This window comes from Sorangium sp. So ce145, from assembly GCF_051525985.1.
GTDB lineage: Bacteria > Myxococcota_A > Polyangia > Polyangiales > Polyangiaceae > Sorangium > Sorangium cellulosum_B.
Map to the genome: position 1 here is coordinate 1,302,344 of NZ_CP150315.1, position 24,418 is coordinate 1,326,761.

Consider the following 24,418-nt stretch of genomic DNA (forward strand, 5'->3'; position numbering starts at 1 on the left):
CCCTGCACCACGAGCAGGGTACGAGCCGGCCTCGTCGGCCCCGCGCGGCGCCTCGTCTGTTCGGGTCGAGCCGCCGGACACATGCCGACCGGAGTGAGCTCGTCACGCGGCTGCTCCCGGCAGCCCCGAGCGACGCGGAAGCGGGCGACGTGCGCCCCCTCGCCGCCGGCTCCCTCATCCCCGAGGAGGGACGTGCCGTCGCGCCGGCCTTCCTCGGCGCGAGGCCCTCGCCTTCCAGCGTGCCGCGGAGCACTTCACCGCCGCGCTCGAGGCGGCGCCGGCAGGCGAGGGCGAGGCGCACGGAACAGGACGACCGGCGGCTCGTCGCCGGCGCTTCGAGGGGCTCCTCGACGCTGATTGACAATGCCCCGGCGGCTCCCGCATCCTGACCACCCCGCGACCCCCGAGGCCTTGAGCCGCAGGAGATGCAATGAGCACCGTCCTCCACCGTCTGGAACAGTGGGCCAACGAATCTCCTGACGCGCCGGCCCAGCGCTTCAAATCTCAAGGCGAGTGGAAGACGCTCACCGCGCGCGAGTACCGTGACCGGGTTCACCACCTCGCGCTGTTCCTGGAGTCCAGGGGCTTCGACGCGAGCCAGGTCGGCGCGATCCTCTCGTACAACTGCCCGCAGTGGGTCCACGTCGACCTGGCGGCGCTGCTCGTCGGGGGCAAGTCGGCGGGCCTCTACCCGAACTCCACCGCGAAAGACATCCAGTACATCCTGAACCACACCGAGGCGACGCTGCTCTCGGTGCAAAACAAGGAGTACTTTCAGAAGATCTCCGGAGAGAAGGGCGAGTATTCCGTCCCTGACAGCGTGAGTTGGATCCTCGTCTTCGATGGCGACACATCGATCTCTCCCAAGGCGATCTCGTACGAGCAGGCCCTGGCCGAGGGACGCGCGCTCGCGGGGCAGCCGGGCGCGAAGACGTTCGCCGACTACCTGGCGAAGATCGACCCCAGGGCCGGCGCGTTCCTGATCTACACCTCGGGCACGACGGGCAACCCGAAGGGGGCCATGCTCTCGCACGACAACCTGGCGTACACGGCCGACATGGCCGTGAAGTACTGGAACCTGCCGTTCGCGCGCGGCACGATGTTCTCGTTCCTCCCGCTCTGTCACATCGCCGAGAAGCTGCAGTGCGTCGGGGCGGGCCTTACCCAGCGCTACACCGTCAACTTCTGCTCGAAGTTCGAGAACGTCTCGAGCGAGCTCCCCGAGGTGCAGCCCACGCTGCTGCTCTGCGTGCCGCGGCTCTGGGAGAAGATGATGGAAGGCGTGATGGCGAAGGTGCGCGGCGGCAAGGGCGCCAAGAAGAAGCTGGCCGAGTGGGCGCTCGCCGTGGGCGCCCGCGTGGCCCAGGCGAAGTACGCGCAGCGCGCGCCGAGCGCGCTCGACGCCTTGCAGCTCAAGCTCGCCGACAAGCTCGTGCTGGGCAAGGTGCGCGCGGCGCTCGGCCTGGGCAAGGCCGAGGTGCTCGCCTCGGGCGCGGCGGCGCTCGCGCCGCACATCTCGACGTGGTTCCGCGCGCTGGGCCTCGAGATCCTCGAGGACTTCGGCCAGACCGAGTCGACAGGCGTCATCTGCATGACCGAGCCGGGCATCGAGAGCGCGGGCACCGTGGGCAAGCCCGTGCCGGGCGTCGAGTTCAAGCTGGCCGAGGACGGCGAGATCCTGACCCGCGGCCGGCACGTGTTCGTGGGGTATTACAAGGACAAGGCGGCGACGGAGGCCGCGCTCGAGGACGGCTGGCTGCACACGGGCGATCTCGGCGAGTGGAACGACCGCGGACAGCTCAAGATCCGGGGCCGCAAGAAGGAGATCCTCAAGACCTCGGGCGGAAAGATGATCGCGCCGCTCCCGATCGAGGAGAGGCTCAAGGCGGCGGAGATCATCAGCCAGGTGTGCATGGTGGGCGACGGCCGAAAGTACCTCTCGGCGCTGATCACGCTGACCGAGGGCAAGCTCGCCGAGCTGAAGGAGCGGGGCGCCCTGAGCAGCGACGCCGCGATCACGAGCGCCGAGGTGGTAAGCCAGGTGAAGGTGCACGTCGACGCCCTGAACGCGGAGCTCGCCAGCTTCGAGCAGATCAAGCGGTTCACGGTCCTCGGCCGCGAGTTCTCGGTGCAGGACGGCGAGATGACGCCGACGCTCAAGATGAAGCGCAACGTGATCGAGCAGCGCTTCCGCGGGACCATCGACGAGATGTATCCCGCCGAGTGAGCGGGGGCCGCGGGCCCCGCCGGCGGGCGGCCGGTCGGCGAGCGCGCCGCGGCGCTCGCCCGGCCCTGGACGAGGCGCCCGCGCGGCGAGGCGCCCGCTCGATCAGAGAATGTCGGGCTGTCGCTCATCGCCGGAAGAAGTGATGCGCGCGGCCCTTTCATGTGGGAGGGAAAAGCCATGAGTTCACCGAGAAGCCACCTCGTGCTCGTGCCGGGTTTTGCGGGCTTCGATATCCTGGGTTCGATCGTCTATTACAGCGGTGTCACGGAGATCCTCCGAAACACCGATACCGGGCCGTACCAAGGCCCGCTCTCGGTGCATTGCTTCCCGAACCTGCCCACGGCGAGCGTGGACACCCGCGCGCACGCGCTGCTCCGCTGGCTCGCGGATCGGTTCAGGCAGGGGGTGTTCTACGGAGGCGCGGGCCGCGGCCAGCGGGACTGCGTCCACCTCGTGGGCCACTCGACCGGCGGGCGGGACATCAAGACGCTGATGCTCCTGCTCCTGGCCGAGACCGAGCAGAAAGGGTCGGTCTACGGCGTCCCGGTGGAGCGCATCCTCGAGAGCGTCTGCTCGATCCAGTTCCTCTCGACGCCGCACCGAGGGACGAACCTCGCCCACGTCCTCCACCGGAGGCAGCCCCTCCTCACGGGCCTGGCCGGGGCCCTCCACTGGTGGCTCCGCCTGGCTGGCCCGAAGGACGCGAGCTCCGCGGCCCGGCGCGCGAAGACGCTCTTGCAGGTGTTCGGCCAATCGGACGGCATCGTCCGCGCCGCCCTCGACACGATCGAGCGCTTCCACGCGCTGCCGTGCGACGACCTCGCCAGGGCCGAGGCGCGCGGCGAGTACTTCAACGTGCTCCGCTGGCTGCTGCACGTCGCCGAGGACACCGAGGCCTTCGAGGATCTCGATCCCCTGCCGCTGTCAGGCCGGCCGCCGCGCGAGGAGCGCTGGTCCAGGCATGGCCTGTCCGCGCGCGGTATCGGCGCCTGGCCGCGCGAGCTCGCGGCCTCCATCAAGAGCGCGAAGCAGACAAGGAAAGCCAGCCTCCTCGGGGCGGAGCTCGAGGAGGAGCTGAGCGCGTACTACGAGCAGCGGGGCATCGCGCTCCGGTCGATCGTCACCCGGGCAAAGCGCGATCCCGGCGGCCCGTTCCTGGGCGCCTTCGGCATCTTTCACGGCATCACGGCCAACATCAAGGAGCCGAAGGTGGTCGAGGCCCTCGGGCCGCCCTGCTCCGTGCCACGGTTCGACGACCCGACCCGGACCGAGTCGCTCGATCCGGAGATGAACGACGGGATCGTCAACTGCGTATCGATGGTCTATCCCGACACGAAGCGCAGCTTCCTGGTCGACGCCGACCACGCCGACGTGATGGGCCATTATCGGTTCATCGCCCCGGAGGACGGCGACGGAGCGGACCCGAAATACGGCGGATACGACCTGTTCCAGTCCCGGTCGACCTTCGATCAGGCGGAGTTCGACAGGTTATGGAGCAGCATCGGGCAGTTCGCCATGAACAGCGACAGGTGCGCCGCCGCGGCGCGCCGCAGCTCGGCCGTCGCCCCCGTGGAGGCGCCGGCGGTGTCGCCGGCCTCGGTGTCGCCGGCCTCGGCGCCGGCGGTGACCCATTTCCGCGCCGAGCCGTCGGACCCGGAGGGCGGCGCGTAGTCGCCCCCCATCGCCGGGGGGCGCCCAGGCTGCCTTCGTGAATCAGGCCTTCGCGAGGTAGGCCTCGAGCTCGTCGGCGCCGCCGATGTGCTTGCCGTCGATGAAGACCTGCGGGGTCGTGCCCTTGCCGCTCACCGCGCGCAGGCGGCGCGGCGAGGCCGCCACCTCCTCGTAAGGGATCTTCCGCGCGTCGAGGAGCCGCTTCGCCTTGGCGCAGGAGCCACAGCCCGGCTTCGTGAACAGCAGCACGTCGTGCGGCGACTCCGACGACGGATCCAGGTACTTCAGCATCGTGTCCGCGTCCGACACATCGAAGGGATCCCCCTCCACCTCGGGCTCGATGAACATCTTCTTGATCACGCCGTCGTCGACCAGCATCGAATAGCGCCACGAGCGCTTGCCGAAGCCGAGGTTCGCCTTGTCGACGAGCATGCCCATCTTCTCGGAGAACTCCCCGTTCCCGTCGGGCAGGAACTGGATCTTGTCCGCCTCCTGCGCCTTGCACCACTCATCCATCACGAACGCGTCGTTCACGGACACACACGCGATCGTGTCCACCCCGCGCCGCTTGAACTCCTCCGCGAGCTCGTTGTAGCGCGGCACGTGGCTGCTCGAGCAGGTCGGCGTGAAGGCGCCGGGCAGCGCGAACACAACCACCTTCTTGCCGGCGAACACGTCCTTGGTGGTCACGTCCTTCCACTGACCGTCGACACGCGTACGAAACGTGACATCCGGAACGCGCTGCCCTTCGAGGTTCTTCAGCATGACTGACGTACTCCTCCCGTGCTCTTCTCGTTGCCATCCGCGACGGCAACCGTGTCCAGCGTCGTGCGGCGCTCCACGCGGCGCTCTCGGGCCGGCGAGCACTTAGTCCCCCGCCTCGACGCCGGCCAGCGGCGACGGCGAGCCCGACCGAGGGCCGCGCCGCGATGGCGAGCCCGACCGCGGGCGCGCCGCGATGGCGAGCCCGGCCGATGGCCGCGCCGCGAAGGCTGCTCGCCCGGGCGACGGCGACCGCGCCAGAGGAGGCGCCGGCAACCCGAGCGCCGCCGCGGGGCGAGGCGTCAGCCGCCCCGCGCCAGATCCACCGCGCGCCAGAGGTACCAGCTCGCCACCGTGCGGTACGGCTTCCACCGCGCGCCGCGCTTCTCGAGATCCGCGCGCGCCGGCGGCTCGGGCCGCTTGAGCGCGAGCGCGAAGCCCTTGCGGATGCCGTAGTCGTCCACGGGCAGCACGTCCGGGCGGCCGAGGCGGAACATGAGGAGCATCTCCACCGTCCACCGGCCGATGCCGCGCACCCGCGTGAGGCGCTCGATGATCGCCTCGTCCTCCATGCCGTGGACCTCGGCGAGCGTGGGGAGCTCGCCGTCCTCCGTCTTCCGCGCGAGGTCGCGCAGCGCGAGGAGCTTCGCCTGCGAGAGGCCGGCGCCGCGGAGCTTCTCGTCGGAGGCGCGCAGGAGCTGCGCGGGCGTGGGGCCCTCGTGCGCTCGCGGGAAGAGCGCGCGCACGCGCGCGAAGATGGTCGCGGCGGCCTTGCCGGTGAGCTGCTGGTAGACGATCGACTCCGCGAGCGCGAGGAAGAGGCTCGACGTCCTGTCGATCCGCATGGCGAACGGCCCGACCGCGTCGATGACGCGCGCGAGCGCCGCGTCGGACGCGCGCAGGTGCTCGACGGCGGCGCCCGGATCGAAGCCGAGGTCGCCGCCGGGCGCGGCTTTCGAAGCGCCGCGCGCCTGGCCGCCCTCGATCGCGAGGAGGCGGAGCTTCGTCGTGACGCCGCCGTTCGCGGAGAAGCCGCCGGCCTTGCCGCCGGCCGCGAGCACGCGGTGGCATGGGACGATGATCGCGAACGGGTTCCGCCCGAGCGCCTGCCCCACGGCGCGCGCCGAGCCGACCGCCCCGAGGCGCGCCGCGACCTCGCCGTACGTCAGCGTCGCGCCCGGCGGGATGGTGCGCGCGACCTCGTAGACGCGGCGGTGGAACGGCGGCACCCGGTCCATGTCGAGCGCGACGGCGGACAGGTCGCTCGCCTCGCCGCGCAGGAGCGCGACGATCGCGTCGATCGCGCGCTGCACCTCGGGCGGCGGCGCCGCCGCCCGGGCGCCCGGGAGGCGCTGGAGCAGGCGCGACCGCGTCTCGGGCTCGCGCGCCTCGGGGAGCTGCAAGGCGGCGACGCCGCGCTCGCCCCACGCGATGCCGCAGCGGCCGATCGCCGTGTCGAACAGGAGGAATCCGTGTGCCGTTGCTGTCATGGAGGTCCTCGCGGGCAGGTGGGGCGCCCGCGTCCGGCGGCCATCCTAGGAGCGCGCGGCGAGGCGATCTTGGAAGATCTTGCGATCCCCCCTCGCCGCCTTCCGGAAGCCGCGGGGCGAGACGCCAGCCGCGCGCCGGAAGGTGCGGACGAAGTTGGAGAGGTCGCCGAACCCGACGTCGAGCGCGATGTCGGTGATCGACCGGGCGCTGTCGGCGAGGAGGCGCGCCGCGCGGCGCAGGCGGGCGCGGACCAGGTACTGGTGCGGGGTCACGCCGACGACCTTCCCGAAGACCCGCAGGAAGTGGAACGGGCTGAGCCCGGCCTCCCGCGCCGCCCCCTCGAGGTCGATCGGCTCGTGCGCGTGCTCGTCCAGCCAGAGCGCCGCCTCCACGGCGCGGCGGCGGTCGCGCGCCCCGGTGTCCGGCGGCCTTCGCTTCCGGCCGGAGGCGACCTCGACGAAGCGGGCGGCGAGGAGCACCCCCACCTCGTCGACGCCGATGTCGCTCCTGCCCTCGGCGGCCGCCTGCGCGAGCTCGCCGAGCACCATCAGCTCGGGCACCGGCGGCAGGCCGCCGGCCCGGAACGCGCCGGCGCCGTCGCCGAGGGCCTCGACGAGCGCCGGCGCGAGCTGGAACGACAGGCACTCGTCGCCGACGACGTGCTCGTGCGAGCACGTGTACTCGTCGCCGGGGTGGCCGACCAGGAGCGACCCGGCCACGAGCTCGAACACCTCCCCCCGGACGCGGTAACCGAAGCTGCCCTTGCGCACGTAGGAGACGGAGAAGCCGCGGTGGAGCTCGGCGAACGGCGCGTCCCCAGGTCCGGAGCGGCACCGGTAGTCGACCACCGAGATGGCGTCGCCCCGCACCAGCGTCGTGACGTCCATGGGTCACCGAATGTATCCGCGGCGGCGAGGCCGAGCAACGCGCCCCGCGCCCGTGCTGCGCCGCGCCCGTCGTCAGCGCCGCCGGAGTGGGTCGGCGACGGCCTCGCTCACGTACTGACGGCGTCTTGATTGGACACGTTGAGCGTCACCCCTGCCGGATCGGACGTCGCGGCGGCGCTCTGGGCGGCTATCGCGATCTCGGCAGGAGCCAGCCATGCGGGCGGGGCGCCCGGCACCTCGACGCCGACGACGACACGCACCGCCGCGAGCGCTGCTGCCTCCGCGAGCGGGAAGCTGCGCCGCCAGACCAGCGAGCACGATTGCCGGTCGCCGTCGACGTGCAGCGTGTCCAGCACGAGATCGAGCGGCTGCCCCTCCGTGACGCCGAACGCGGAGAGGCCATGGACGCGCGCGAGGGCGCGCGCCCCGGGCAGCCGCGTCCGCAGCGCTGCGAGCGTCGGGTGGAGCCCCGCGAGCACGAGCCACTCGTCGCCGGCCAGGGCTTCGACGCGCTGATCGGGGGGGGCCGCCTGGAAGTAGCTCCAGTCGAAATCGTCGGGGATCTCGAGGATGGGCCCCTCGAGCGCCTTGTGGGGCGTACGCCCGAGCAGCCGCCTGCGCGACGGCCACACGCTGCCGAGCGGCGCGAAGCCCGCCGGGCGGTCGCGCCGCGAGGGATCCAGGACGGCCGGGCGATCGGTGCCGAACGGGTTGTCGGCCATGCCGATCCCCCCGAATGCGCGCTCGTAGGCGAGCGGGATCGCCTTCTCCGCGCCGCTGGGCTCGATCGAGAGCGCCTTGTCGAGGATCGGGCGCTCGCCGGCGAAGAGCGCGAGGCGCACGGAGAAGGGCGCCGCAGGCGGGCCCGGCGGCGCGTGCGCGTGGCCCGTGAAGAACACGTCGATGCGCGCGAGGTAGGGCGCGAGATCGCTCGTCAACCGGACGCTGCGGCCCGGGTGGTTGTGATGGTGGATGTCGGCATCGATGATTTTTTGCGGCTCGACCGGGATCATCGGTGCGCCGTCGACGAAGGCGAAGGTCGCCTTGGCGATCACCGTGAGGTGGAGCCGCCCCCGCGCGCGCCACATCACCCCCGCCGCCGCCGTTCCGGAAGGCGCAGCAATCGCGCTGGGAACGGGCGGGGCCTCGGGCTTCACCGCGCCATGAGAGCACCGGCGCGTCGCGAGGGTCAAGCCTCGCCGCGCCGCGAGCCGCGACACTGACGCGTCGCCCGACGTTCGCCTCTCCGCCCGTCGAGGAGGTTCATCGGCCTCGCAGCGCGGGTGAAAGCTGCAGAGTCCGGCGACGACCGCAAGATCCGGATCGGGCGAGTCGTCCTATCCATCCATCGGTGTCGAACCTCGCGCTCGGCGAACGACGAGCTCCCTTCGTGCCGGCGCGGGAGCGCACGAGCGCCGGCCCCTCCTCGCCTGCGGGCGGGGCCTCAGGCCGTGTCCTCGAAGCCGGGGAGCGGCTCGTAGTCTTGATACGGGTCGTCCTCCTCGCCGGGCTCGGCGCAGGCCGGCTCGTCGCCGTCCTCGCCGGCGCCGCCGGTATCGTGGAGCAGCCCATCGAAGGGCCCGGGGAGGGGCTCGTCCTCGTCCGCCTCGAGCAGCGCGTCCATGCCCTCCACCTCGCCGGTCTCCAGGTAACGCTCCCACGCGCCGGGGTGATCCCGGGCGCAGAGCGCCGAGAGCGCGGCGACGCCGAGGCGCACGATCGGCTTCCCATCGGTGCTGCTGCGGGGCCGCGCCCTCAGGTCGCGCGGGGCGTACACCGTGAGCTCGAGGGGCGCCGCGTCCGCCACGTGGTAGTGGACGTACTCTCGGAGCTCTCCGCCCTTCTGGATCGTCACGCGCTCCCGGTCGAACGTCCAGCCGAGCGCCCGCACGTGCCGCTCCAGCGCCTCCTCGTCGGCCGGGAACACGTGCAGATCGACGTCGCTGCCGCGGCGGATATGGCCGGTGGAGACCGAGCCGATGAGCCGCGGCGAGAACGGCGCGAGCGCGCGCATGGCCTCCAGCGCCACGACGCGCAGCGCGAAGAGCCGGCGCGTCCGCTGGTTCCCCTCGGCGCGCTCGGCGAAGAGGAGCAGCGCCTCGCGGATCTCGCCGTTCGAGGGCAGGTCCGCGGGCCGGTAGCGCGCTCGCCGCCCCTCCACCCGGCCGAGGATCCGCTTCGCGGCCATCCGCTTGGCGGTGAAGTACTGGTCCACGCCTTCCTCGTACATGAGGCGCGCGGCCTCCGCGGCGATGCGGGTCCGCAGCCCGCCGAAGCGCTCGGCGCTCATCGGGCCACCCGCGCCGCGCGCGCTGCCGGCGCCTCCGCCGCCCGCGCCGGCGCCTCCGCCGCCCGCGCCGGCGCCTCCGCCGCCCGCGCCGGCGCCTCCGTCGCTTGCGCCGCCGCCGCCCGCGCCGGCGCCGCGGCGACCGCCGGCTCGAGGGCTTGCCGCAGCCGGAGCATCGCGCCGCCGACCACCCGGCCGCCCCGCGGCGCCCCGAACAGGCGCTTCTGCACCACCTGCTGCGCCACGCCGAGGCGGCGCGCGATCTCGCCCTGCGAAAGGCCGTCGAAGAAATACGCCTCGACGACCTCCCGCTGCTTCGCCGTCAGCGCGGTCTCGACCGCGTCGCGCACCGCGGCGCAGAGCCGCGCTCGCCCGGGCGGCTCGGCCTCGCCGCCCCAGAGCCGGCGATCGTCGCCCCAGCGGTCGACGTCGTCGCAGAGGACCTCCCGGCGGACCTTGCGCTCAGGCGAGCGGCTCCTTTCGCAGGTCATCGGAGGGTGCGGGCTCGCCGCCCATCGAGAGCAGGGTCCAGTCTGCGCCGTCGAGCAGGAGCTCCACGGCGGCCTCGGGGCGGAGCACGGTCGCCTCGGGCGAGCGGCCGCCGACGTCCCAGCGGCGGAGCCGCGCGAGGTCCGCGAGCGCCTTCGTGCGCCGCAGGCGCCGCTTCGTCGCGCCGGGCGCGCGCAGCAGGTGGAGGTGGTGCCGCACGAGCCAGACGATCCGCGGGCACACGAGCTCCGCGAGCACGTCGGCCCCCTCCTCGGCGTGGTCGGCGCAGGCGAACGCCTTGCCGACGTCGTGGAGCAGGGCCGCGGCCCAGAGCGAGCGATCCGCGGTCTCGCGGCGGGCGAGGTCGAAGACCTGCAGGGAATGGAAGAGCGCGTCGCCCTCGGGGTGCCAGCGCGGATCCTGCGGCACGCGGTCGAGGGCGAGGAGGAGATCGAGGAGGTCCTTGTGCATCGACGGGAGGGCGGTCAGGCCGCCCGCGGGCTGCGGGCGAGCGGTGCCCCTTCACCCTGGGGCGCGGTCACACCCACCGGGAGGCCCCGCGCGCCGGGCGAGCCGAAGCATAGCGCGGGCGCCCCCTGCGCCAGGGCTCAGGGAGTGAACAGGGTGGCCGATCGCTTCCTCGGCCCGGTGGGCGGGTGCGCGACCGTCTCCGCTGTCTGACGTGTGCCTGGGGCCTCCAGGCGGACCAGCCTGAGCACGGTGCCCCCGACGATGATCTGGCCGTTTTGCGGGAGCAAGGCGCTCGTGATGCGCTGATCGTCGATCTTGGTCCCGTGCGTGCTCCCCTGGTCGACCACGCGCACCTCATCCGCTCCGACGACGATCGTCGCGTGCTTTCGCGACACCTTCGGATCATCCAGGCGGATGAAGCAGTCGGGCTCTCGCCCTACCGTGAACTCTCCAGGGTGGAGCACGAACCGCCGACCCGCGAGGGGCCCGTTGCACACGAAGAGCTCGTGGGTGATCGAGGTGTTCCCGCCCGACGCCGGGATGGTGGGCCGGAGCGGGGCCTTCGCGATGCGCAGCCGCCCCTCGTACTTCTGCGTCCACATCTGCGGGGTTTGCCGGCCTCCCTCGGCCTTGATGCTCGCTTGCACGTACTCGCAGAGCTCGTGGACATCGACGTATCCGTCTCGGTCCAGATCGGCTGTGCCGGTCGACAGGCCCTCGACGATGTGGCGCGTGAAGATCGACTGCGGGGGCACCCCCACGGGCTGGTCAGCCTGCCACGCCAGCTGAACCGACGTCGTGGCGGAGATCACGACGCGACCCGAGCCGTCTCCCATGAACGTCCCGGCGATATCGACGCTGTCCTGCTCGCTCTTGGCGGAGTTCTCGTACGCGCCGCTGTAGCAGCAGTCGAGGATCAGGACGATGCGCTTCGCGGGGCACTGATCGATCTGGCGGCTGATCCACGCCGCGTCGACCGAGGTTGCGCTGAAGAGCTCTTTCTCCGTGTCGTGTGTGGCGAGGTGGAGGTGACCCCAGTCGTCCTTCAGGCCATGACCGGAGTAGTAGAGGACGAGCAGATCCTCCGGATGGCGGCGATGGAACAGCGCGCCGATGGCCTTCCGGACCTCGAGCTGGCTGCCATCGACGCAGAGCTGGACGCGAAAATCGCCGATGTCCGGGTTTCCCATCGTGTCGGCGAGCTTCGATGCGTCGAGGGCGGGCGCCTGGAGCGAGCGCAACCTGCCGTCCGCGTACATCCCGTTCGCGATGATGAGCGCGATGCGGTCCCGTCCGCCCAGCACAGGATCTCTGTCCATGGCTGTCATTTGATTGTGCTGATGCGGCGCGCGAGGTCGAGCACTTCCTTCTCCCCGAGCGGCTTGTCCGAGGTGAACTCGACCTCCAGGCCGTTCTTCCCCCGGATGCGAATGCGGCGCCTCGGCGCGCGGACGACCCACTCATTGACGAGCTGAATCACCTGGGGAAGCACGGCGGGGAGCGCGGCGAGCGCGATGGCGCCGACGGTGAAGGCGTCTCCCTTCGCGTTCCTGGGGAGGTGGCCTTCAACGGCGCGGCGCGGGGTCGCGCCTGCGGTGCCGATGTCGCGCATCAAGCTCTCGAGCATCGCATCCAGCTGGTCCGCCTCGACATCGGCGTCGTGAAATTTGAACTGCATGTCCATTGGCCATGCACCTCCTCGCTGTTACGAGTCGCCGAGGAGCGTATCAGCGCTCGCTGGCAGGTGCCAGCCGCGCGGGCCGGCGAGCCCGCGCGCGGCGCGCGCCGCCATCCTCGCTCTGCGAAGCGCGCCTGAAGCCCGCTTCGCGATCGTCCAGCACATCTCATGTCCATGCTGATCCCTCGGCGAGAGGTCTTTCGGATCCGTGCAGGTCGGCCAGCAGCGAAGTTGCTCCTCGTGCTTCGTCGTGACTGTAAAGCCATCGAGATGGCGTCTCCGTGATCGGCTATCCTGCCCCGCGTGCTCTCCCGCGCCCGCCCCTCCGATGCCACGATCCGCGCCTTCCTCGCTCGCCAGGCGGGCCGGCCGCTCTCGTACGCGGAGGTCGGCTGCACCGGCGCCGGCGATGGCCGCCCGCGGCCGCCTGCCGGCTTCAACGTCGACCACCACCGCGCGGTGCTCGGCGAGGGCACGGCGCTCTTCGACCGCGCTGTCGAGGCGATGCGGCGCTGGGCGCAGTTCCGGCTCGGCTGGGTCGAGCTCTGCTATCCCGACGCTCCCCTGAAGGCCGGCGTCACCGTGGTGATCCTCGTCCGCGTGCTCGGGATTCACTGGCTCAACGCCTGCCGGATCGTTTCCACGGTCGATGAGACGAGCGGCCCTGTGCGCCGGTTCGGCTTCGCCTACGGGACGCTCGAGGAGCACGGAGAGCGCGGCGAGGAGCGCTTCCTCGTCGAGCACGACGAGCATTCCGGCGAGGTCGCCTACGACATCTTCGCCGTCTCCCGGCCGAACCACCTCCTCGCCCGCCTCGGCTATCCCTACGCGCGCCGGGTCCAGGGGCGGTTCGCCCGCGACTCCATGGGTGCCATGCGCAGCGCCGTGACCTCGCCGCCGTGAGGCGCGCCGGGAGCGGAGCGGGCTCCGTGACGGGACCCGCGCGCCGCGCTCCCTTCACCACGTCACGCGAGGGCCCGCACTGCCAGCCGCCGGCACCCGGAGTCGCATCCTGCGCAGCGCCTCGAAGCTCCGCAGCTCCCGGAGCCGCCTCTCCAGGGAGCCCCGGGATCAGGGGATCGCACGAGCGCCTCTGCGCGGCGGCTCCTGGAAGTGAAGAGTCATACAAAAATGCCTGCTGTGCCTCGTCTGGAAGTAACCCGGCATGCAGATCTGCCTGCGCCGACTCATCAAGAAGTAAGTCATCATGCAAATGTGAGTGCGAGTGCAGCAGGGGAATCCATAGGACACCGATCGCGTTGAAACCCGGAGAATTTTCACAGGGAGGCGGGGAGGCAGGGAGGAAGAAAGAATGAATTTCTCCCTCTTGCCGTCTCTCGCTCCCCGCCTCCCTGCCTCCCTGTGAAATTCCTGCTTTTCTCGTGGTTTCAACCCGTTTGTCGCTCCAGCCTCGACTCGGTCGTCGACGGCATGGCCCCGCCGGTCACGCCCTCTCCTTCACGAACTCCACGAGATCCGACAGGCTCGCTCCCGTCGCGTCGGCGCTCACGCCCAGCTCCTCGGCCGGCAGGCCCAGGCGGTTGACCCAGAACGTGGGATAGCCGAACCACCGGGCCCCCGCGGCGTCCCAGCCGGCGAACGCGACGAACGCGATCTCCTCGCGCGTGAGGCCGAACGCGTCGAGCGCCATCCGGTACGCGCGAGGATCCGGCTTGTACGTCCTCGCCCCATCCGTGCTGAGCACGTGCTCGAACAGGCCCCCCAGACCGGAGCTCTCGATGGCGGCCCCGAGCATCCTCGGCGTGAAGTTCGACAGGAACGAGAGCCGGATCCCCGCGTCCCTCAGCGCCCGGAGCGCTGGCAGCACGTCAGGCCACGCCCGGAGATCGAGGTACGCGCCGAGGAGCCGCGCCCGCTTCTCCTCCCCGAGATCGAGCGCCAGCGCGCGCTCGGCGAACACCAGCGCATCCGAAGTCACCTGCCAGAAGTCGGCATACTCGCCGGACGCGACCCGGAGCCACGTGTACTCGAATTGCCGGGTGCGCCACGCCTCGCTCAGCGACGCCCCCTTGTCAGGACAGAGCTCCTCCGCGAGCGCCGCGATCGGCCGCGGATCGAAGATCGGAAAGGCGTCGAAGGCGACCGCCTTGATCTTCGACCCGGCCGCCGGCCGCGGCGGCGCCGGCCCGTGCTGCGCGGCACAGGAGGCGGTCCCGGCTGGGGCCGAGCCCAGGAAGCCCGCCGCGGCCGTGCCGGTCACGCGGTGGAGAAACTCACGACGATTCGTCAACATGCCAGCCTCCATCGGATCATCGGACGTGAACCACGCGACCCGCGAGAGCGCGAGAGCGCGAGAGCGCGAGAGCGCGAGAGCGCGAGAGCGCGAGAGCGCGGGTGCGCGAGTGCGCGAGTGCGCGGGTGCGCGAACGCGCGGGTGCGGGAACGCACGCGGCAGAGCATGCGCGGTCCGCCGTTGCCCGGGGATCCGCCATCGACGTAGACTCGCCATGCACCTTTGCATGGCGCGGAGCGCTCTCCGGCAGCAGCGCCCCGCGCCCCGGAGCCATGCTCGACTGGGACGATCTGCGCTACTTCCTCGCCGTCGCGCGGCACGGCAACCTCTCCGCCGCCGCGCGCGTCCTGAAGGTCACCCAGCCGACCGTGGGGCGGCGCGTCGCGGCGTTCGAGCGGCGCCTCGGGGCGAGGCTCTTCCAGCGCTCGCCGTCGGGGTTCGCGCTGTCGGCCGCGGGCGAGAGCGTGCTCGGCCACGCCGAGCGCATGGAGCAGGACGCGCTCGCGGCCGAGCGCGCCGCCGCCGGACGCGACGCGGGCCTGAGAGGCCACCTCCGTATCACCGCGTCCGAGTGGCTCGCCACGCGCGTCCTCGGGCCGCTGCTCGTCCCGTTCCTCGCGCGCCACCCCGCCATCTCCGTCGATCTCATCGCGGACGCGCGCTGGCTGAGCCTGCCGCGGCGGGAAGCGGACATCGCCCTTCGCGCCGCCGCGTTCGAGCACCACGAGGTCTTCCAGCGCGAGGTCGCGCGGATCGGGTTCGGGCTCTATGCCTCGGAGGCCTACCTCGCCGAGCACGGCCCGCCGGACTGGGGCCGGCAGTGCGAGGGCCACACCCTCGTCACCATGAACGACGAGCCCCCGGCGATCGCCGACCTGTCGTGGGTGCGCGCCGTCGCCGCGAAGGCCCGCGTCGCCGCGCGCACCAACGGCCGCGAGCCCCAGGCGACGATGGGGGCCGCCGGCGTCGGGCTCGTCTGCCTGCCCCGCTACCTGGGCGACGCGACCGCCGGCCTCCGCCTGCTCTCGCCGCCCTCGCCGCCGCCAGGGCGCAAGCTGTGGCTCGGGGTGCACCGCGACACGCGCGGGGTGCCGCGCGTGAAGGCGCTCGTCGCGTTCGTCGCCGACGCCCTCGGGCCGCTCCGGAGCGCCCTCGACCCCGGCGCGCGGCCGCGCGCGTCAGGCGACGAGCGCCCCCGCTACCGGCCCTGATCGCCCTGGCACGCCCTGAGCTTGTCGAACGGCGCGTCGCACGTCTGGGGCAGGAAATCGGTCCTGCACTCCGGATCGCGCCCGCTCAGGCAATCGAAGAGCGACGCGATCGACGGCGCGAGGAACGTGCAGGGGATCCGGTCCGCGGAGATGACGGTCTCGCCCATGCAATCGAAGAAAGGAGCGGTCAGCGCGTTGCAGGGGCGCTGCTCGGAGAGCAGGTCGGCGCAGCGCTCGGGACACCGGAGCTCCGGACACGTGACGCCGTCGAAGAGCGAGCAGAAGAAATCGCACGAGGCCCTCTGCTCCTCGACGGAGGCCCCGCCGGAGCTCGCCGATGGCGACCCCACGGCCGCGCCAGCGCCCCCGGCGCCGTCGGAGCTCCCGGGGAGCCCGTCGACGACGACCGCCCCGCCGCAAGCGCCCGCCCCCGAGAGCGCGACGAGCGAGGCCAGGAAAGCGAAGAGCAGCGGCGTTCTCATCAGGGCATCCTAGCGCGCGGCAGGCACGGCAGGGGCGCGCGTCGAACGCCCCGCATGCCCCGCACGTCCCCCGCCGCTCACTCCACCGCCTGCGACTGCTCGATCGCGTCCTCGCGGCGCTCTCGGCGGTTGCACGCGAGCACCTTCTTGCGGACGCGCACCGCGTCGGGCGTGACCTCGACGAGCTCGTCGCCGTCGATCCACTCCATCGCCGTCTCGATCGTGAGCAGCCGCGGGCTGGCCAGGAGGACGTTCTCGTCCTTGCCGTGGTTGCGCACGTTCGACAGCTTCTTCTCCTTGATGACGTTGACGTCGGTGTCGTTCGGCCGGTTGTGCTCACCGATGATCATCCCCTCGTAGACCTCGACGCCGGGGACGATGAAGAACATGCCGCGCGGCTGCAGGTGGTGCAGCGCGTACGGGGTCGAGACGCCGGCGCGATCGGCGACGATGGCGCCGGTCGGGCGGCGCATCATCGGGCCGCCCCAGGGCGCCCAGCCGTCGAACATCGTGTTGAGCAGGCCCGTCCCGCGCGTCGCCGTCAGGAACTCGCCGCGGAAGCCGATGAGCCCGCGCGACGGCACCCGGAACTCGAGGCGGGCGCGGCCGAAGCCGGGGTTCGTCATCTTCACCATCCGGCCGCGCCGGCTGCTGAGGCGCTCGGTCACGATGCCGACGTAGGTGTCCGGCACGTCCACGACCACGAGCTCGAGCGGCTCCATCACCTCGCCGTCGATCTCGCGCGTCACCACCTCGGGGTTCGAGAGCTGCATCTCGTACCCCTCGCGCCGCATCGTCTCCACGAGGATCGCGAGCTGGAGCTCGCCGCGGCCGAGCACCACGAACGTGTCGGGCACGTCCGTCGGCTCCACCCGGATCGCGAGGTTCTTCATCGCCTCGCGCTCGAGCCGCTCCTTCAGGTGACGGCTCGTCAGGTACTTCGACTGCTTGCACTTGCCGGCGAAGGTCGACGTGTTGACGCCGATCTTCATCTTGATCGTCGGCTCCTCGACCACGATGCGCGGCAGCGCCTCGGGGTGCGCCGGATCCGCGATCGTGTCGCCGATCGTGACCGCGTCGATCCCGGCGATCGCGATCACCTCGCCCGCGACGGCGCTGTCGACCGCGACGCGCTTCAGCCCCTCGTAGGCGTAGAGCATCTTCACGTAGCCGCGCGACTGGCCGCCCTCGGCGAGGAGCGCGACGTCGGCGCCGGACCGGGCGGTGCCGCGGACCACGCGGCCGACCGCGAGCCGGCCCACGTACTCGTCGTGGGTCGTGTTGCAGACGATGACCTGGAGCGGACCGTCGGGGTCGCCGGAGGGGCCGGGGACCCGCTCGAGGATGGTCTCGAAGAGCGGCTCGAGGTCCTTCGCCTCGTGCTCGAGCTCGCGCTTCGCCTGGCCGAACTTCGCGATCGCGTAGAGCGTCGAGAAGTCCATCTGCGCGTCGCTCGCCTCGAGGTCGCAGAAGAGGTCGAACACCTCGGAGAGCACCTCGTGGGCGCGCGCGTCGCTCCGGTCGATCTTGTTGATGACCACGATGACCGGGAAGCCGCGCTGGAGGCACTTCGAGAGCACGAAGCGCGTCTGCGGCAGCGGGCCTTCGGCGGCGTCGACGAGGAGGAGCGCCCCGTCGGCCATCATGAGCGTGCGCTCGACCTCGCCGCCGAAGTCGGAGTGGCCGGGCGTGTCGACGATGTTGATCTTGACCCCGCGGTACCGGATGCTCGTGTTCTTCGCGAGGATGGTGATGCCGCGCTCCCGCTCGAGGTCGTTCGAGTCCATGACCCGCTCGGCCACGACCTCGTTCTCTCGGAAGGCGCCCGACTGGCGGAGCATGTGATCGACGAGGGTCGTCTTCCCGTGGTCGACGTGGGCGACGATGGCGATATTGCGGAGATCGTTACGGGGCATATACGGCGGCGGCCGTGTAGCACGCGACCCACGGAGGAGCGAGCCCATCCTCGCTAGAGCCCGAACGTTCGGCCTGCACGGCGGCCGCGCGTCGACGCGCTCGGATGGAGAGCGCTCGGCGCGCGCGTGGCGCAGGAGCGGCGCGCGCCGAGCGGGCGAGGGGAGCGCTAGCGATTGACAGCCGAAGGCGCACGGCCATAGGGTGCGCGCCGTGCTGGTGCCCGGGCGTTCGCCTGGGCCGAAGAGGGAACCCGGTGAAACTCCGGGGCTGCCCCGCAGCGGTAAGCGAGAACGACCTCCACCCCATGCACTGGCCCGCCGAGGGCTGGGAAGCGGTGGACAGTAGGAATCCGGTCAGACCGGAGCGCTCGCGAGCCCGAAGACCTGCCAGCGCCCGGCGGCGGGAGACATCCGGCGCCGGTTCGACCTGGGAGCCTCGAGGGAGGCGGTGAGGTCCGAGCCGGTGCAGCTCTGCCTCTGCCACGTCCCGGATACCGAACCGCCCCCCGCGTCGCCTTCCGGTCGCCCGCGGGGGCGAGAGGTCGGTCCAGCGCACCGTGCGATGGCCAGCCATTTCGTCCTCGCGGAGCTCGACGCGAGCGGCACGACGCCGCTCCGCGCGATTGCGGCGAAGGAGGACACGAATGCTGCGCGAGACGGTCACGACGAGCCACGGGCACCGCCATCCATTGCATCTGCTCGCCGCGTTATCCATGGTGCTGGCCGCCGCGCGGCCCGCGCGCGCCGAGGGCGACGCCCCCGAGGCGCCCGCTGCCCCGCCGGAGGCCGCCGCTGCAGCGCCCACCGGCGAGGGCGCGCCCGCGGGCGACGCCGCGATCGAGGTCACGATCCAGGCGGAGAAGCCGGGCAGCGAGGCCGCGTCGCGCGTCTCCGTCGGACACCGGGAGCTCGAGCTCAGGCCGAGGCTCCGGCCGGGCGACATCCTCGAGTCGGTCCCCGGGCTCTTCGCCGTGCAGCACGCGGGCGGCGGCAAGGCGAACCAGTACTTCCTCCGCGGATTCGACGCCGATCACGGGACCGACGTCGCCTTCTTCGTCGACGGCGTGCCCGTCAACATGGTCAGCCACGGCCACGGGCACGGCTTCACCGATCTCTACTTCATGATCCCGGAGCTCGTGACTGGGCTCGACGGCTATAAGGGGCCTTATTACGCGAGCATCGGCGACTTCGGTACGGCGGGCGCCGTCAACCTGCGCTTCGCCGAGAAGCTCGAGGAGAGCTACGCGCAGGTCAGCCTGGGGCAGTACGGTATCCAGCGCGGCCTCGTCATCGCCTCGCCCGATCTCGGCGACGCGTGGCGCGCGGTGGCCGCGGCGGAGATCTACCGGAACGACGGGCCGTTCCTGAGCCCGGAGCGGCTCGAGCGCTTCAACGTGTACCTGCGGGCCACGCACGATCTGGGCAACACCGGGAAGGTCCAGATGACCTGGATGTCGTACGGATCGACCTGGCACGGCTCCGGCCAGATCCCCGCGCGCGCCGTGTGCGGCGAGGGCGAGCAGGGCGGCCTGAACCCGCCGCCGTCGGCGTTCGGACAGCCGTGCATCGACCATTTCGGCGCCGTGGACCCGACCGAGGGCGGGGCGACCGAGCGGCACATGGCGTCCGTCGCGTACTCGACCGCGTGGCGGGACGCCGATCTGAGCGCGCTGGCCTACCTCGTCCGGTACCGCTTCACGCTGTACTCGAACTTCACGTTCTTCAGCGAGGACCCGGTCCGCGGCGACCAGATCGAGCAGAACGACGACCGCGCCGTCGGCGGCGCCGATCTCCGGTTCCGCAGGCAATACGAGATCGGCGGGGCGAGGTTCACGACCTCGCTCGGCGCGCAGATCCGCGCGGACGCGATCGACAAGTCCCTCCACCACGACGAGGCGCGCGAGCGGATCGAGGAGAAGAGCAGGACCCACGTCGACGAGAGCCAGATCGGCGTTTACGTCGAGCAGGACGCCCGGCTCCGGCGCTGGCTCCGCCTCGTGCTCGGGGCGCGCGCGCAGTGGATCGACGTCAACGTGGACGATCCGGGCGAGGACCTCGAGGCGGCGGGGAACAGATCGAGCGGCGCCCGGGGACAGATGCAGCTGCTCCCGAAGCTCACGGCGATCGTGTCGCCCGCCGAGGGGGTCGATCTCTTCGCCCACTTCGGGCGGGGCTTCCACTCGAACGACGCGCAGGGCGCGGTGCTGGGGGAGGGCGCGGCGACGCTGATCACGCCCGCGACGGGCTACGAGGTCGGCGTGCGGGTCGCGCCCTTGCGCGGGCTGTCGCTGAGCGGGGCCGCTTTCCTGCTCGACCTGGACTCGGAGCTGGTCTGGAGCGGCGACGCGGGCGCGACCGAGGCGTCGGGGCAGACGCGGCGCTACGGGATCGAGATCGGCGGGCGCTACCGGCTCCGGAGCTGGCTCTTCGCGGACGTGGACGCGACCTTCACCCGCGCCCGCTTCCGCGAGAACGCCGGCAACGCGAGCGCGGTCGCCCTCGCGCCGACCCAGACGCTGACCGCGGGCGTCGGCGTCCGCCCGACGCTCGGCGCGTTCACGCCGTTCGCGGCGCTGCGGGTCAAGGCGATCGGCGCGCGGCCCGCGACCGAGGACGAGTCGCTCACCGCCGAGGGGTTCACGGTCGTCGACGCCAACGCCGGGCTGCGGTGGAAGAACGTCGAGGTGGCCGTGGACATCCAGAACCTCTTCGACACGACGTGGCGCGAGGTCCAGTTCGCGAGCGAGTCGCGGCTGCCGTACGAGCCGGCCCCGGTCACCGGGATCCACTACTCGCCGGGGTGGCCGTTCACCGCGATCGGGCGGGCGACGCTGTACTGGGAGTAGGCGCCGCGCCGGCTCATGTCCGGCGGAGGTCCTCGCGCAGCGCGTCGAGCGACGCCCGGAACGCGGCTTCGCTCACGGCAGCGCCCGTCGCCGCGGGCAGGAGCTCTGCGAACATCTGCCAGGCTTCCCGGATGTCACATACCCTGTGCGGATAACGCTGACGGGCAATGAGCGTGAGCCCTGTCACGACGCTGCGAACCATCGCCGCCTGGAACCCCGAGCCCTCGAAGACGACCGCTGAGCACCTGATATATGCGCTCGCCTCCGTGAGGAAGCCCGCGATCGCCCTGCGCGCGGGCGCCGGCGGCAACGACGCCCCGCTCTCGACGAGCGTGAGCAGCCCTATGCCACGCGCGTGCTTCTTCGCGAACTCCGCGCACGCGTCCCTCAGGTGGCGCGCGGCGTCCTCGGTCGTCTCGCGGCGCCAGATGACGCAGAAGATCCGGTGCCAGGAAGCCAGGACGTAGTCCGGTTGTCTGGTGACCAGGTGCCAGGGGTCGGGATGCATGATCATGCTCGTTCCGGAGCGGTCGCAGCGGAGATGCTCGCGGGTGCCTCAGGGTACACCGGCGTCTCTTCGCCCGCGACACGCACACCAACTCGAGCGTGAGCCACCGGGCGCCGGCAACGGATCGGCGGCGCGCGCTCTCGGCGCTGATGGGCAAGACAACCCCGGTGCCTTCGAGGTTGGGTGGATCGCACTGGACACGTTCGATGGCTCCACAATCGATGAGTCCGTCGTGACACTCTCGAACCGCTCCAGCGGCCGGCGGTGGCCCTGCGCGGCCGCCGGCGGGCGCTCTCGACGCCGGCTCATGGGCCATTGCTGTGCTCGTCACTCGCCGCTGCCGGCCGCCACGATGACGGCTCGCAGATGCGGAGAGCAGGACGGGAACGGAGAGCCTCGCCGCGTGGCAAACGTGTAACCATGCTGTAGGCTGTGCCGCATGGATCCGACGGGGCTCGGCGCCGATCTGCAATTCCGCCTGCTGGTCGAAGGGGTGAAGGACTACGCCATCTTCATGCTGGACACCGAGGGGCGCGTGATCTCGTGGAACGCCGGCGCCGAGCAGATCAAAGGATACTCCGCGCAAGAGGTGATCGGCTCGCACTTCTCGCGCTTCTATCCGGCCGAGGCGATCGAGCGGAAGTGGCCGCAGACAGAGCTCGCCGAAGCGCGGCGCGTGGGCCGCTTCGAGGACGAAGGCTGGCGCGTGCGCAAGGACGGCTCGATGTTCTGGGCGAACGTCATCATCACGGCCCTCCGCGGCCCCGACGGCGAGCTGCGCGGCTTCTGCAAGATCACGCGCGATCTGACCGAGCGCAAGCGCCAGGAAGAGTCGCTGCGGCAGAGCGAGGAGCGCTTCCGCACGCTGGTCGAAGGCGTGAAGGATTACGCCATCTTCATGCTCGACCCCGAGGGCAGGGTGACCATGTGGAACGCCGGCGCGGAGCGGATCAAAGGATACTCCGCGCAAGAGGTGATCGGCACGCACTTCTCGCGCTTCTATCCGGCCGAGGCGATCGAGCGCGGCCGGCCAGAGGCGGTGCTCGCCGCCGCGCGGCGCGAGGGCAGCTTCGAGGACGAAGGCTGGCGCGTGCGCAAGGACGGGTCGTCGTTCTGGGCGAGCGTCCTCGTCACGGCCATCTACGGCCCGAGCGGCGAGCTGCGCGGCTTCTCCAAGATCACGCGCGACCTGAGCGAGCGCAAGCGCCTGGAGCAGATGGAGTCCAACGCGCGCCAGATGGAGGAATTCGTGGCGATGCTGGCGCACGAGCTGCGCAATCCGCTGGCGCCGATCGCCAACGCGACCAGCGTCCTCAAGCTCGAAGGCAAGGACAACGCCCAGGTCGTCTGGGCAGCCGGCCTGATGGAACGGCAGCTCGGTCAGCTCGTGCGGCTCGTCGACGACCTGCTCGACGTGAGCCGCATCACGCGCGGCAAGATCGCCCTGGAGTCCAAGCGGATCGATCTCGCCGACGTGGTGACGCGCGCGGCGGAAGCGTCCCGGACCTGGATCGACGCGCGCGAGCAGACCCTGGAGCTGCAGCTGCCCGAAGGGCCGCTCGCCATCGTTTCGGGCGACCTGGCGCGGCTCACGCAGGTGGTGAGCAACCTGCTGCACAACGCGGCGAAGTTCACGCCGCCGCGCGGCGCGATCCGGGTCACCGTGGAGGCGGACGACGCGCACGCGATCCTCCGTGTCCGCGACAACGGCGTGGGGATATCGCCCGAGCTGCTGCCGCAGGTGTTCGATCTGTTCACGCAGGGGGATCGCGGCCTCGATCGCGTCGAGGGCGGGCTGGGCCTCGGATTGACGATCGTGCGCCGGCTGGTCGAGCTGCACGGCGGGACGGTCCAGGCGCTCAGCGAGGGGCCCGGCCGCGGCAGCGAGTTCATCGTGCGATTGCCGCGGCTGACGCGCCCCCTCGCGACGCCGACGGCGGGCGCGCCCGCGACGAAAGCCGGGCGCAAGCTGCGCATCCTCGTCGTCGACGACAACCGCGACTCGGCCGAGAGCATGGCGCTGCTGCTCAAGCGCATGGGTAACGACGTGCACGCCGTGTTCGACGGCCCTTCGGCGCTCGAGCTCGCGGCGCAGCTCCAGCCGGACGTCGTGCTGCTCGATATCGGCATGCCGGGCATGACAGGAGTTGACGTCGCGCGCGCGCTGCGTCGCATTCCGGGCCTCACGGGCCTATCGCTGTTCGCGATGACCGGTTACGGCCAGGAATCGGACCGCCGCATGACGCGGGAGGCCGGGTTCGACGTGCACCTGGTCAAGCCGATCCGCGCGGAGGTGCTGAAACAGCACCTGGCGGACATCGCCGCTCGTCCTGGAGCCGGCTGAGCGCCTCATCCCGTCGCGTGTCCCGGAGGCGGCGGCGGCTCCGCCGTGGCGTCGCCGGGCGCCCTCGCGGCGAGCGGCTCGCCGGCCCGCTGTAAGCTGCGCCCGGCCGCCCCGTTGCGAAGAGGTGCGCCGCGGCGATCTTCGCCGGGGCCTCCTCAACGAGGGCTTCCATGCCGTTCTCCGTCCACACGACCCACGCCGCGGCGCGCTGGCGCCTGTCCGCGGCGTCCGCCCCGCTCTTCCTGGCGCTCCTTTCGCTCCTCCTCCTGGGCTGCGGCCCCCGCCTCGTCCCGTTCACGCACGAGCTCCGGGTGCAGCGCGACCTGAGCGACAGCGACGTGAAGAACCTGCAATTCTACGTCTCGCACCCGATCGCGCTGCGCCGCGAGCTCACGGCCGAGAGCTCGCAGGTGACGAGCAGCCACAAGCTCCTGCTCGTCTCCGGGAAGGTCATCGAGGAGGTCGTCGTCGAGGAGCGCACGCCCGGCGTGGTGGTCGCCGCTCGCGGCGGCGCCCTGTCGGTGAGCTTCGAGCCCGGCGCGTCGCTCACGTTCTCCGCGGGCCCTGAGCGCTTCGAACCCGCGCCACCCGCGCCGCCCGCGCCGTCGTTCCCGGGCTTCGCGACCCCGCCCGATCCGTTCCCCGGCGACGCGGAGCCGCTCCTGGCCAGCCCGAGCGCGGCCGGCGACGGCAGCGGCCCCGGCGGCAACTACTGGCTCGCGGCAGGGCCCGGCCGCGAGATCCGTTACCAGGGCAAGGTGTTCTCGGCCATCGAGGACAGCCTGCGGGCGCACCTCCTGATCGACGCCGACGCGCTCGAGGAGGTCGTCGAGCGGCGCACCGTCCTCCCGGGCGTGCGCCTCCCCGGCCGCTGACGCGCGGAGGCGCGCCCCG

20 protein-coding genes and 1 riboswitch are annotated in these 24,418 nt (G+C 71.6%); of the genes, 7 read left to right on the top strand and 13 right to left on the bottom strand.

Features of this window, described 5'->3' with window-relative positions; translation table 11 throughout:
• The first annotated feature begins 430 nt into the window (after positions 1-430).
• Positions 431-2,227, top strand: coding sequence for an AMP-dependent synthetase/ligase (locus tag WMF34_RS04810; protein ID WP_012233537.1), 1,797 nt, complete (start codon positions 431-433; stop codon positions 2,225-2,227).
• 177 nt (positions 2,228-2,404) lie between these two features.
• Complete coding sequence (locus tag WMF34_RS04815) at positions 2,405-3,898, top strand: hypothetical protein (RefSeq protein ID WP_437992545.1); 1,494 nt, start codon at positions 2,405-2,407, stop codon at positions 3,896-3,898.
• A 42-nt stretch (positions 3,899-3,940) separates the two neighbouring features.
• On the opposite strand, the gene WMF34_RS04820 is transcribed toward WMF34_RS04815, so the two are convergent.
• The 9 genes from WMF34_RS04820 to WMF34_RS04860 all read right to left on the bottom strand — a co-directional run bounded on the left by WMF34_RS04820 (position 3,941) and on the right by WMF34_RS04860 (position 11,963).
• Positions 3,941-4,663 (bottom strand): glutathione peroxidase, encoded by a 723-nt coding sequence (locus WMF34_RS04820; RefSeq protein ID WP_437992546.1) that lies wholly within the window; start codon positions 4,661-4,663, stop codon positions 3,941-3,943.
• Between the two features lie 299 nt (positions 4,664-4,962).
• Positions 4,963-6,150 carry a methylated-DNA--[protein]-cysteine S-methyltransferase gene (locus tag WMF34_RS04825; protein ID WP_437992547.1) on the bottom strand — a complete coding sequence of 396 codons (1,188 nt, stop codon included), beginning with the start codon at positions 6,148-6,150 and terminating at the stop codon, positions 4,963-4,965.
• A 45-nt stretch (positions 6,151-6,195) separates the two neighbouring features.
• Positions 6,196-7,038 carry an AraC family transcriptional regulator gene (locus WMF34_RS04830; protein WP_437992548.1) on the bottom strand — a complete coding sequence of 281 codons (843 nt, stop codon included), beginning with the start codon at positions 7,036-7,038 and terminating at the stop codon, positions 6,196-6,198.
• 107 nt (positions 7,039-7,145) lie between these two features.
• Positions 7,146-8,195 carry a DUF2169 family type VI secretion system accessory protein gene (locus tag WMF34_RS04835; RefSeq protein WP_437992549.1) on the bottom strand — a complete coding sequence of 350 codons (1,050 nt, stop codon included), beginning with the start codon at positions 8,193-8,195 and terminating at the stop codon, positions 7,146-7,148.
• 287 nt (positions 8,196-8,482) lie between these two features.
• Positions 8,483-9,328, bottom strand: coding sequence for a nucleotide-binding enzyme (locus WMF34_RS04840; RefSeq protein ID WP_437992550.1), 846 nt, complete (start codon positions 9,326-9,328; stop codon positions 8,483-8,485).
• Positions 9,325-9,816 (bottom strand): RNA polymerase sigma factor, encoded by a 492-nt coding sequence (locus WMF34_RS04845; RefSeq protein WP_437992551.1) that lies wholly within the window; start codon positions 9,814-9,816, stop codon positions 9,325-9,327. Before WMF34_RS04845 ends, WMF34_RS04840 begins: the two co-directional genes overlap by 4 nt.
• Positions 9,788-10,285 (bottom strand): HD domain-containing protein, encoded by a 498-nt coding sequence (locus WMF34_RS04850; RefSeq protein ID WP_012233545.1) that lies wholly within the window; start codon positions 10,283-10,285, stop codon positions 9,788-9,790. The genes WMF34_RS04845 and WMF34_RS04850 overlap by 29 nt, the downstream gene beginning before the upstream one ends.
• A 137-nt stretch (positions 10,286-10,422) precedes the next feature.
• Positions 10,423-11,604 carry a caspase, EACC1-associated type gene (locus WMF34_RS04855; protein WP_437992552.1) on the bottom strand — a complete coding sequence of 394 codons (1,182 nt, stop codon included), beginning with the start codon at positions 11,602-11,604 and terminating at the stop codon, positions 10,423-10,425.
• A 5-nt stretch (positions 11,605-11,609) separates the two neighbouring features.
• Entirely contained in the window at positions 11,610-11,963 is a 354-nt protein-coding gene (locus WMF34_RS04860) for a hypothetical protein (protein WP_437297983.1), read from the bottom strand.
• Positions 11,964-12,266: 303 nt separating this feature from the next.
• Between WMF34_RS04860 and WMF34_RS04865 the strand changes: the two genes are divergently transcribed.
• Complete coding sequence (locus WMF34_RS04865) at positions 12,267-12,866, top strand: DUF1990 family protein (protein WP_437992553.1); 600 nt, start codon at positions 12,267-12,269, stop codon at positions 12,864-12,866.
• Between the two features lie 541 nt (positions 12,867-13,407).
• On the opposite strand, the gene WMF34_RS04870 is transcribed toward WMF34_RS04865, so the two are convergent.
• Complete coding sequence (locus tag WMF34_RS04870) at positions 13,408-14,217, bottom strand: haloacid dehalogenase type II (protein WP_437992554.1); 810 nt, start codon at positions 14,215-14,217, stop codon at positions 13,408-13,410.
• A 272-nt stretch (positions 14,218-14,489) separates the two neighbouring features.
• Between WMF34_RS04870 and WMF34_RS04875 the strand changes: the two genes are divergently transcribed.
• A complete protein-coding gene (locus tag WMF34_RS04875) occupies positions 14,490-15,428 on the top strand; it encodes a LysR family transcriptional regulator (protein ID WP_437992555.1) in 939 nt (312 codons plus the stop codon).
• Here WMF34_RS04875 and WMF34_RS04880 read toward each other — a convergent pair.
• Positions 15,416-15,910: a hypothetical protein gene (locus WMF34_RS04880; RefSeq protein WP_012233559.1), complete on the bottom strand. Its 495-nt coding sequence runs from the start codon at positions 15,908-15,910 to the stop codon at positions 15,416-15,418. The two genes, WMF34_RS04875 and WMF34_RS04880, sit on opposite strands and share 13 nt — an antisense overlap.
• Before the next feature lie 77 nt (positions 15,911-15,987).
• Entirely contained in the window at positions 15,988-17,874 is a 1,887-nt protein-coding gene (gene typA / locus WMF34_RS04885; protein WP_012233560.1) for a translational GTPase TypA, read from the bottom strand.
• 150 nt (positions 17,875-18,024) lie between these two features.
• Positions 18,025-18,232, top strand: a riboswitch (cobalamin riboswitch).
• Positions 18,233-18,470: 238 nt separating this feature from the next.
• On the opposite strand from typA, the gene WMF34_RS04890 reads away from it, so the two are divergent.
• Positions 18,471-20,672: a TonB-dependent receptor gene (locus WMF34_RS04890; RefSeq protein ID WP_437992556.1), complete on the top strand. Its 2,202-nt coding sequence runs from the start codon at positions 18,471-18,473 to the stop codon at positions 20,670-20,672.
• 13 nt (positions 20,673-20,685) lie between these two features.
• On the opposite strand, the gene WMF34_RS04895 is transcribed toward WMF34_RS04890, so the two are convergent.
• On the bottom strand, positions 20,686-21,180 hold the full coding sequence (locus WMF34_RS04895; RefSeq protein WP_231864690.1) for a hypothetical protein: 495 nt from the start codon (positions 21,178-21,180) through the stop codon (positions 20,686-20,688).
• A 439-nt stretch (positions 21,181-21,619) separates the two neighbouring features.
• Here WMF34_RS04895 and WMF34_RS04900 point away from each other — a divergent pair, with 439 nt between their 5' ends.
• Positions 21,620-23,524 (top strand): hybrid sensor histidine kinase/response regulator, encoded by a 1,905-nt coding sequence (locus WMF34_RS04900; protein WP_437992557.1) that lies wholly within the window; start codon positions 21,620-21,622, stop codon positions 23,522-23,524.
• A 170-nt stretch (positions 23,525-23,694) separates the two neighbouring features.
• On the top strand, positions 23,695-24,399 hold the full coding sequence (locus tag WMF34_RS04905; RefSeq protein WP_437992558.1) for a DNA-directed RNA polymerase: 705 nt from the start codon (positions 23,695-23,697) through the stop codon (positions 24,397-24,399).
• Positions 24,400-24,418: the final 19 nt, after the last annotated feature.

Bases quoted from the DNA above. Each gene is read 5' to 3' on its own strand.
- WMF34_RS04810 (WP_012233537.1), top strand. From the start codon at position 431: ATGAGCACCGTCCTCCACCGTCTGGAACAGTGGGCCAACGAATCTCCT.
- WMF34_RS04815 (WP_437992545.1), top strand. From the start codon at position 2,405: ATGAGTTCACCGAGAAGCCACCTCGTGCTCGTGCCGGGTTTTGCGGGC.
- WMF34_RS04820 (WP_437992546.1), bottom strand. From the start codon at position 4,663: ATGCTGAAGAACCTCGAAGGGCAGCGCGTTCCGGATGTCACGTTTCGT.
- WMF34_RS04825 (WP_437992547.1), bottom strand. From the start codon at position 6,150: ATGACAGCAACGGCACACGGATTCCTCCTGTTCGACACGGCGATCGGC.
- WMF34_RS04830 (WP_437992548.1), bottom strand. From the start codon at position 7,038: ATGGACGTCACGACGCTGGTGCGGGGCGACGCCATCTCGGTGGTCGAC.
- WMF34_RS04840 (WP_437992550.1), bottom strand. From the start codon at position 9,328: ATGAGCGCCGAGCGCTTCGGCGGGCTGCGGACCCGCATCGCCGCGGAG.
- WMF34_RS04845 (WP_437992551.1), bottom strand. From the start codon at position 9,816: ATGACCTGCGAAAGGAGCCGCTCGCCTGAGCGCAAGGTCCGCCGGGAG.
- WMF34_RS04850 (WP_012233545.1), bottom strand. From the start codon at position 10,285: ATGCACAAGGACCTCCTCGATCTCCTCCTCGCCCTCGACCGCGTGCCG.
- WMF34_RS04855 (WP_437992552.1), bottom strand. From the start codon at position 11,604: ATGGACAGAGATCCTGTGCTGGGCGGACGGGACCGCATCGCGCTCATC.
- WMF34_RS04860 (WP_437297983.1), bottom strand. From the start codon at position 11,963: ATGCAGTTCAAATTTCACGACGCCGATGTCGAGGCGGACCAGCTGGAT.
- WMF34_RS04870 (WP_437992554.1), bottom strand. From the start codon at position 14,217: ATGTTGACGAATCGTCGTGAGTTTCTCCACCGCGTGACCGGCACGGCC.
- WMF34_RS04875 (WP_437992555.1), top strand. From the start codon at position 14,490: ATGCTCGACTGGGACGATCTGCGCTACTTCCTCGCCGTCGCGCGGCAC.
- WMF34_RS04880 (WP_012233559.1), bottom strand. From the start codon at position 15,910: ATGAGAACGCCGCTGCTCTTCGCTTTCCTGGCCTCGCTCGTCGCGCTC.
- typA (WP_012233560.1), bottom strand. From the start codon at position 17,874: ATGGGCTCGCTCCTCCGTGGGTCGCGTGCTACACGGCCGCCGCCGTAT.
- WMF34_RS04890 (WP_437992556.1), top strand. From the start codon at position 18,471: ATGCTGCGCGAGACGGTCACGACGAGCCACGGGCACCGCCATCCATTG.
- WMF34_RS04895 (WP_231864690.1), bottom strand. From the start codon at position 21,180: ATGCATCCCGACCCCTGGCACCTGGTCACCAGACAACCGGACTACGTC.
- WMF34_RS04900 (WP_437992557.1), top strand. From the start codon at position 21,620: ATGGATCCGACGGGGCTCGGCGCCGATCTGCAATTCCGCCTGCTGGTC.
- WMF34_RS04905 (WP_437992558.1), top strand. From the start codon at position 23,695: ATGCCGTTCTCCGTCCACACGACCCACGCCGCGGCGCGCTGGCGCCTG.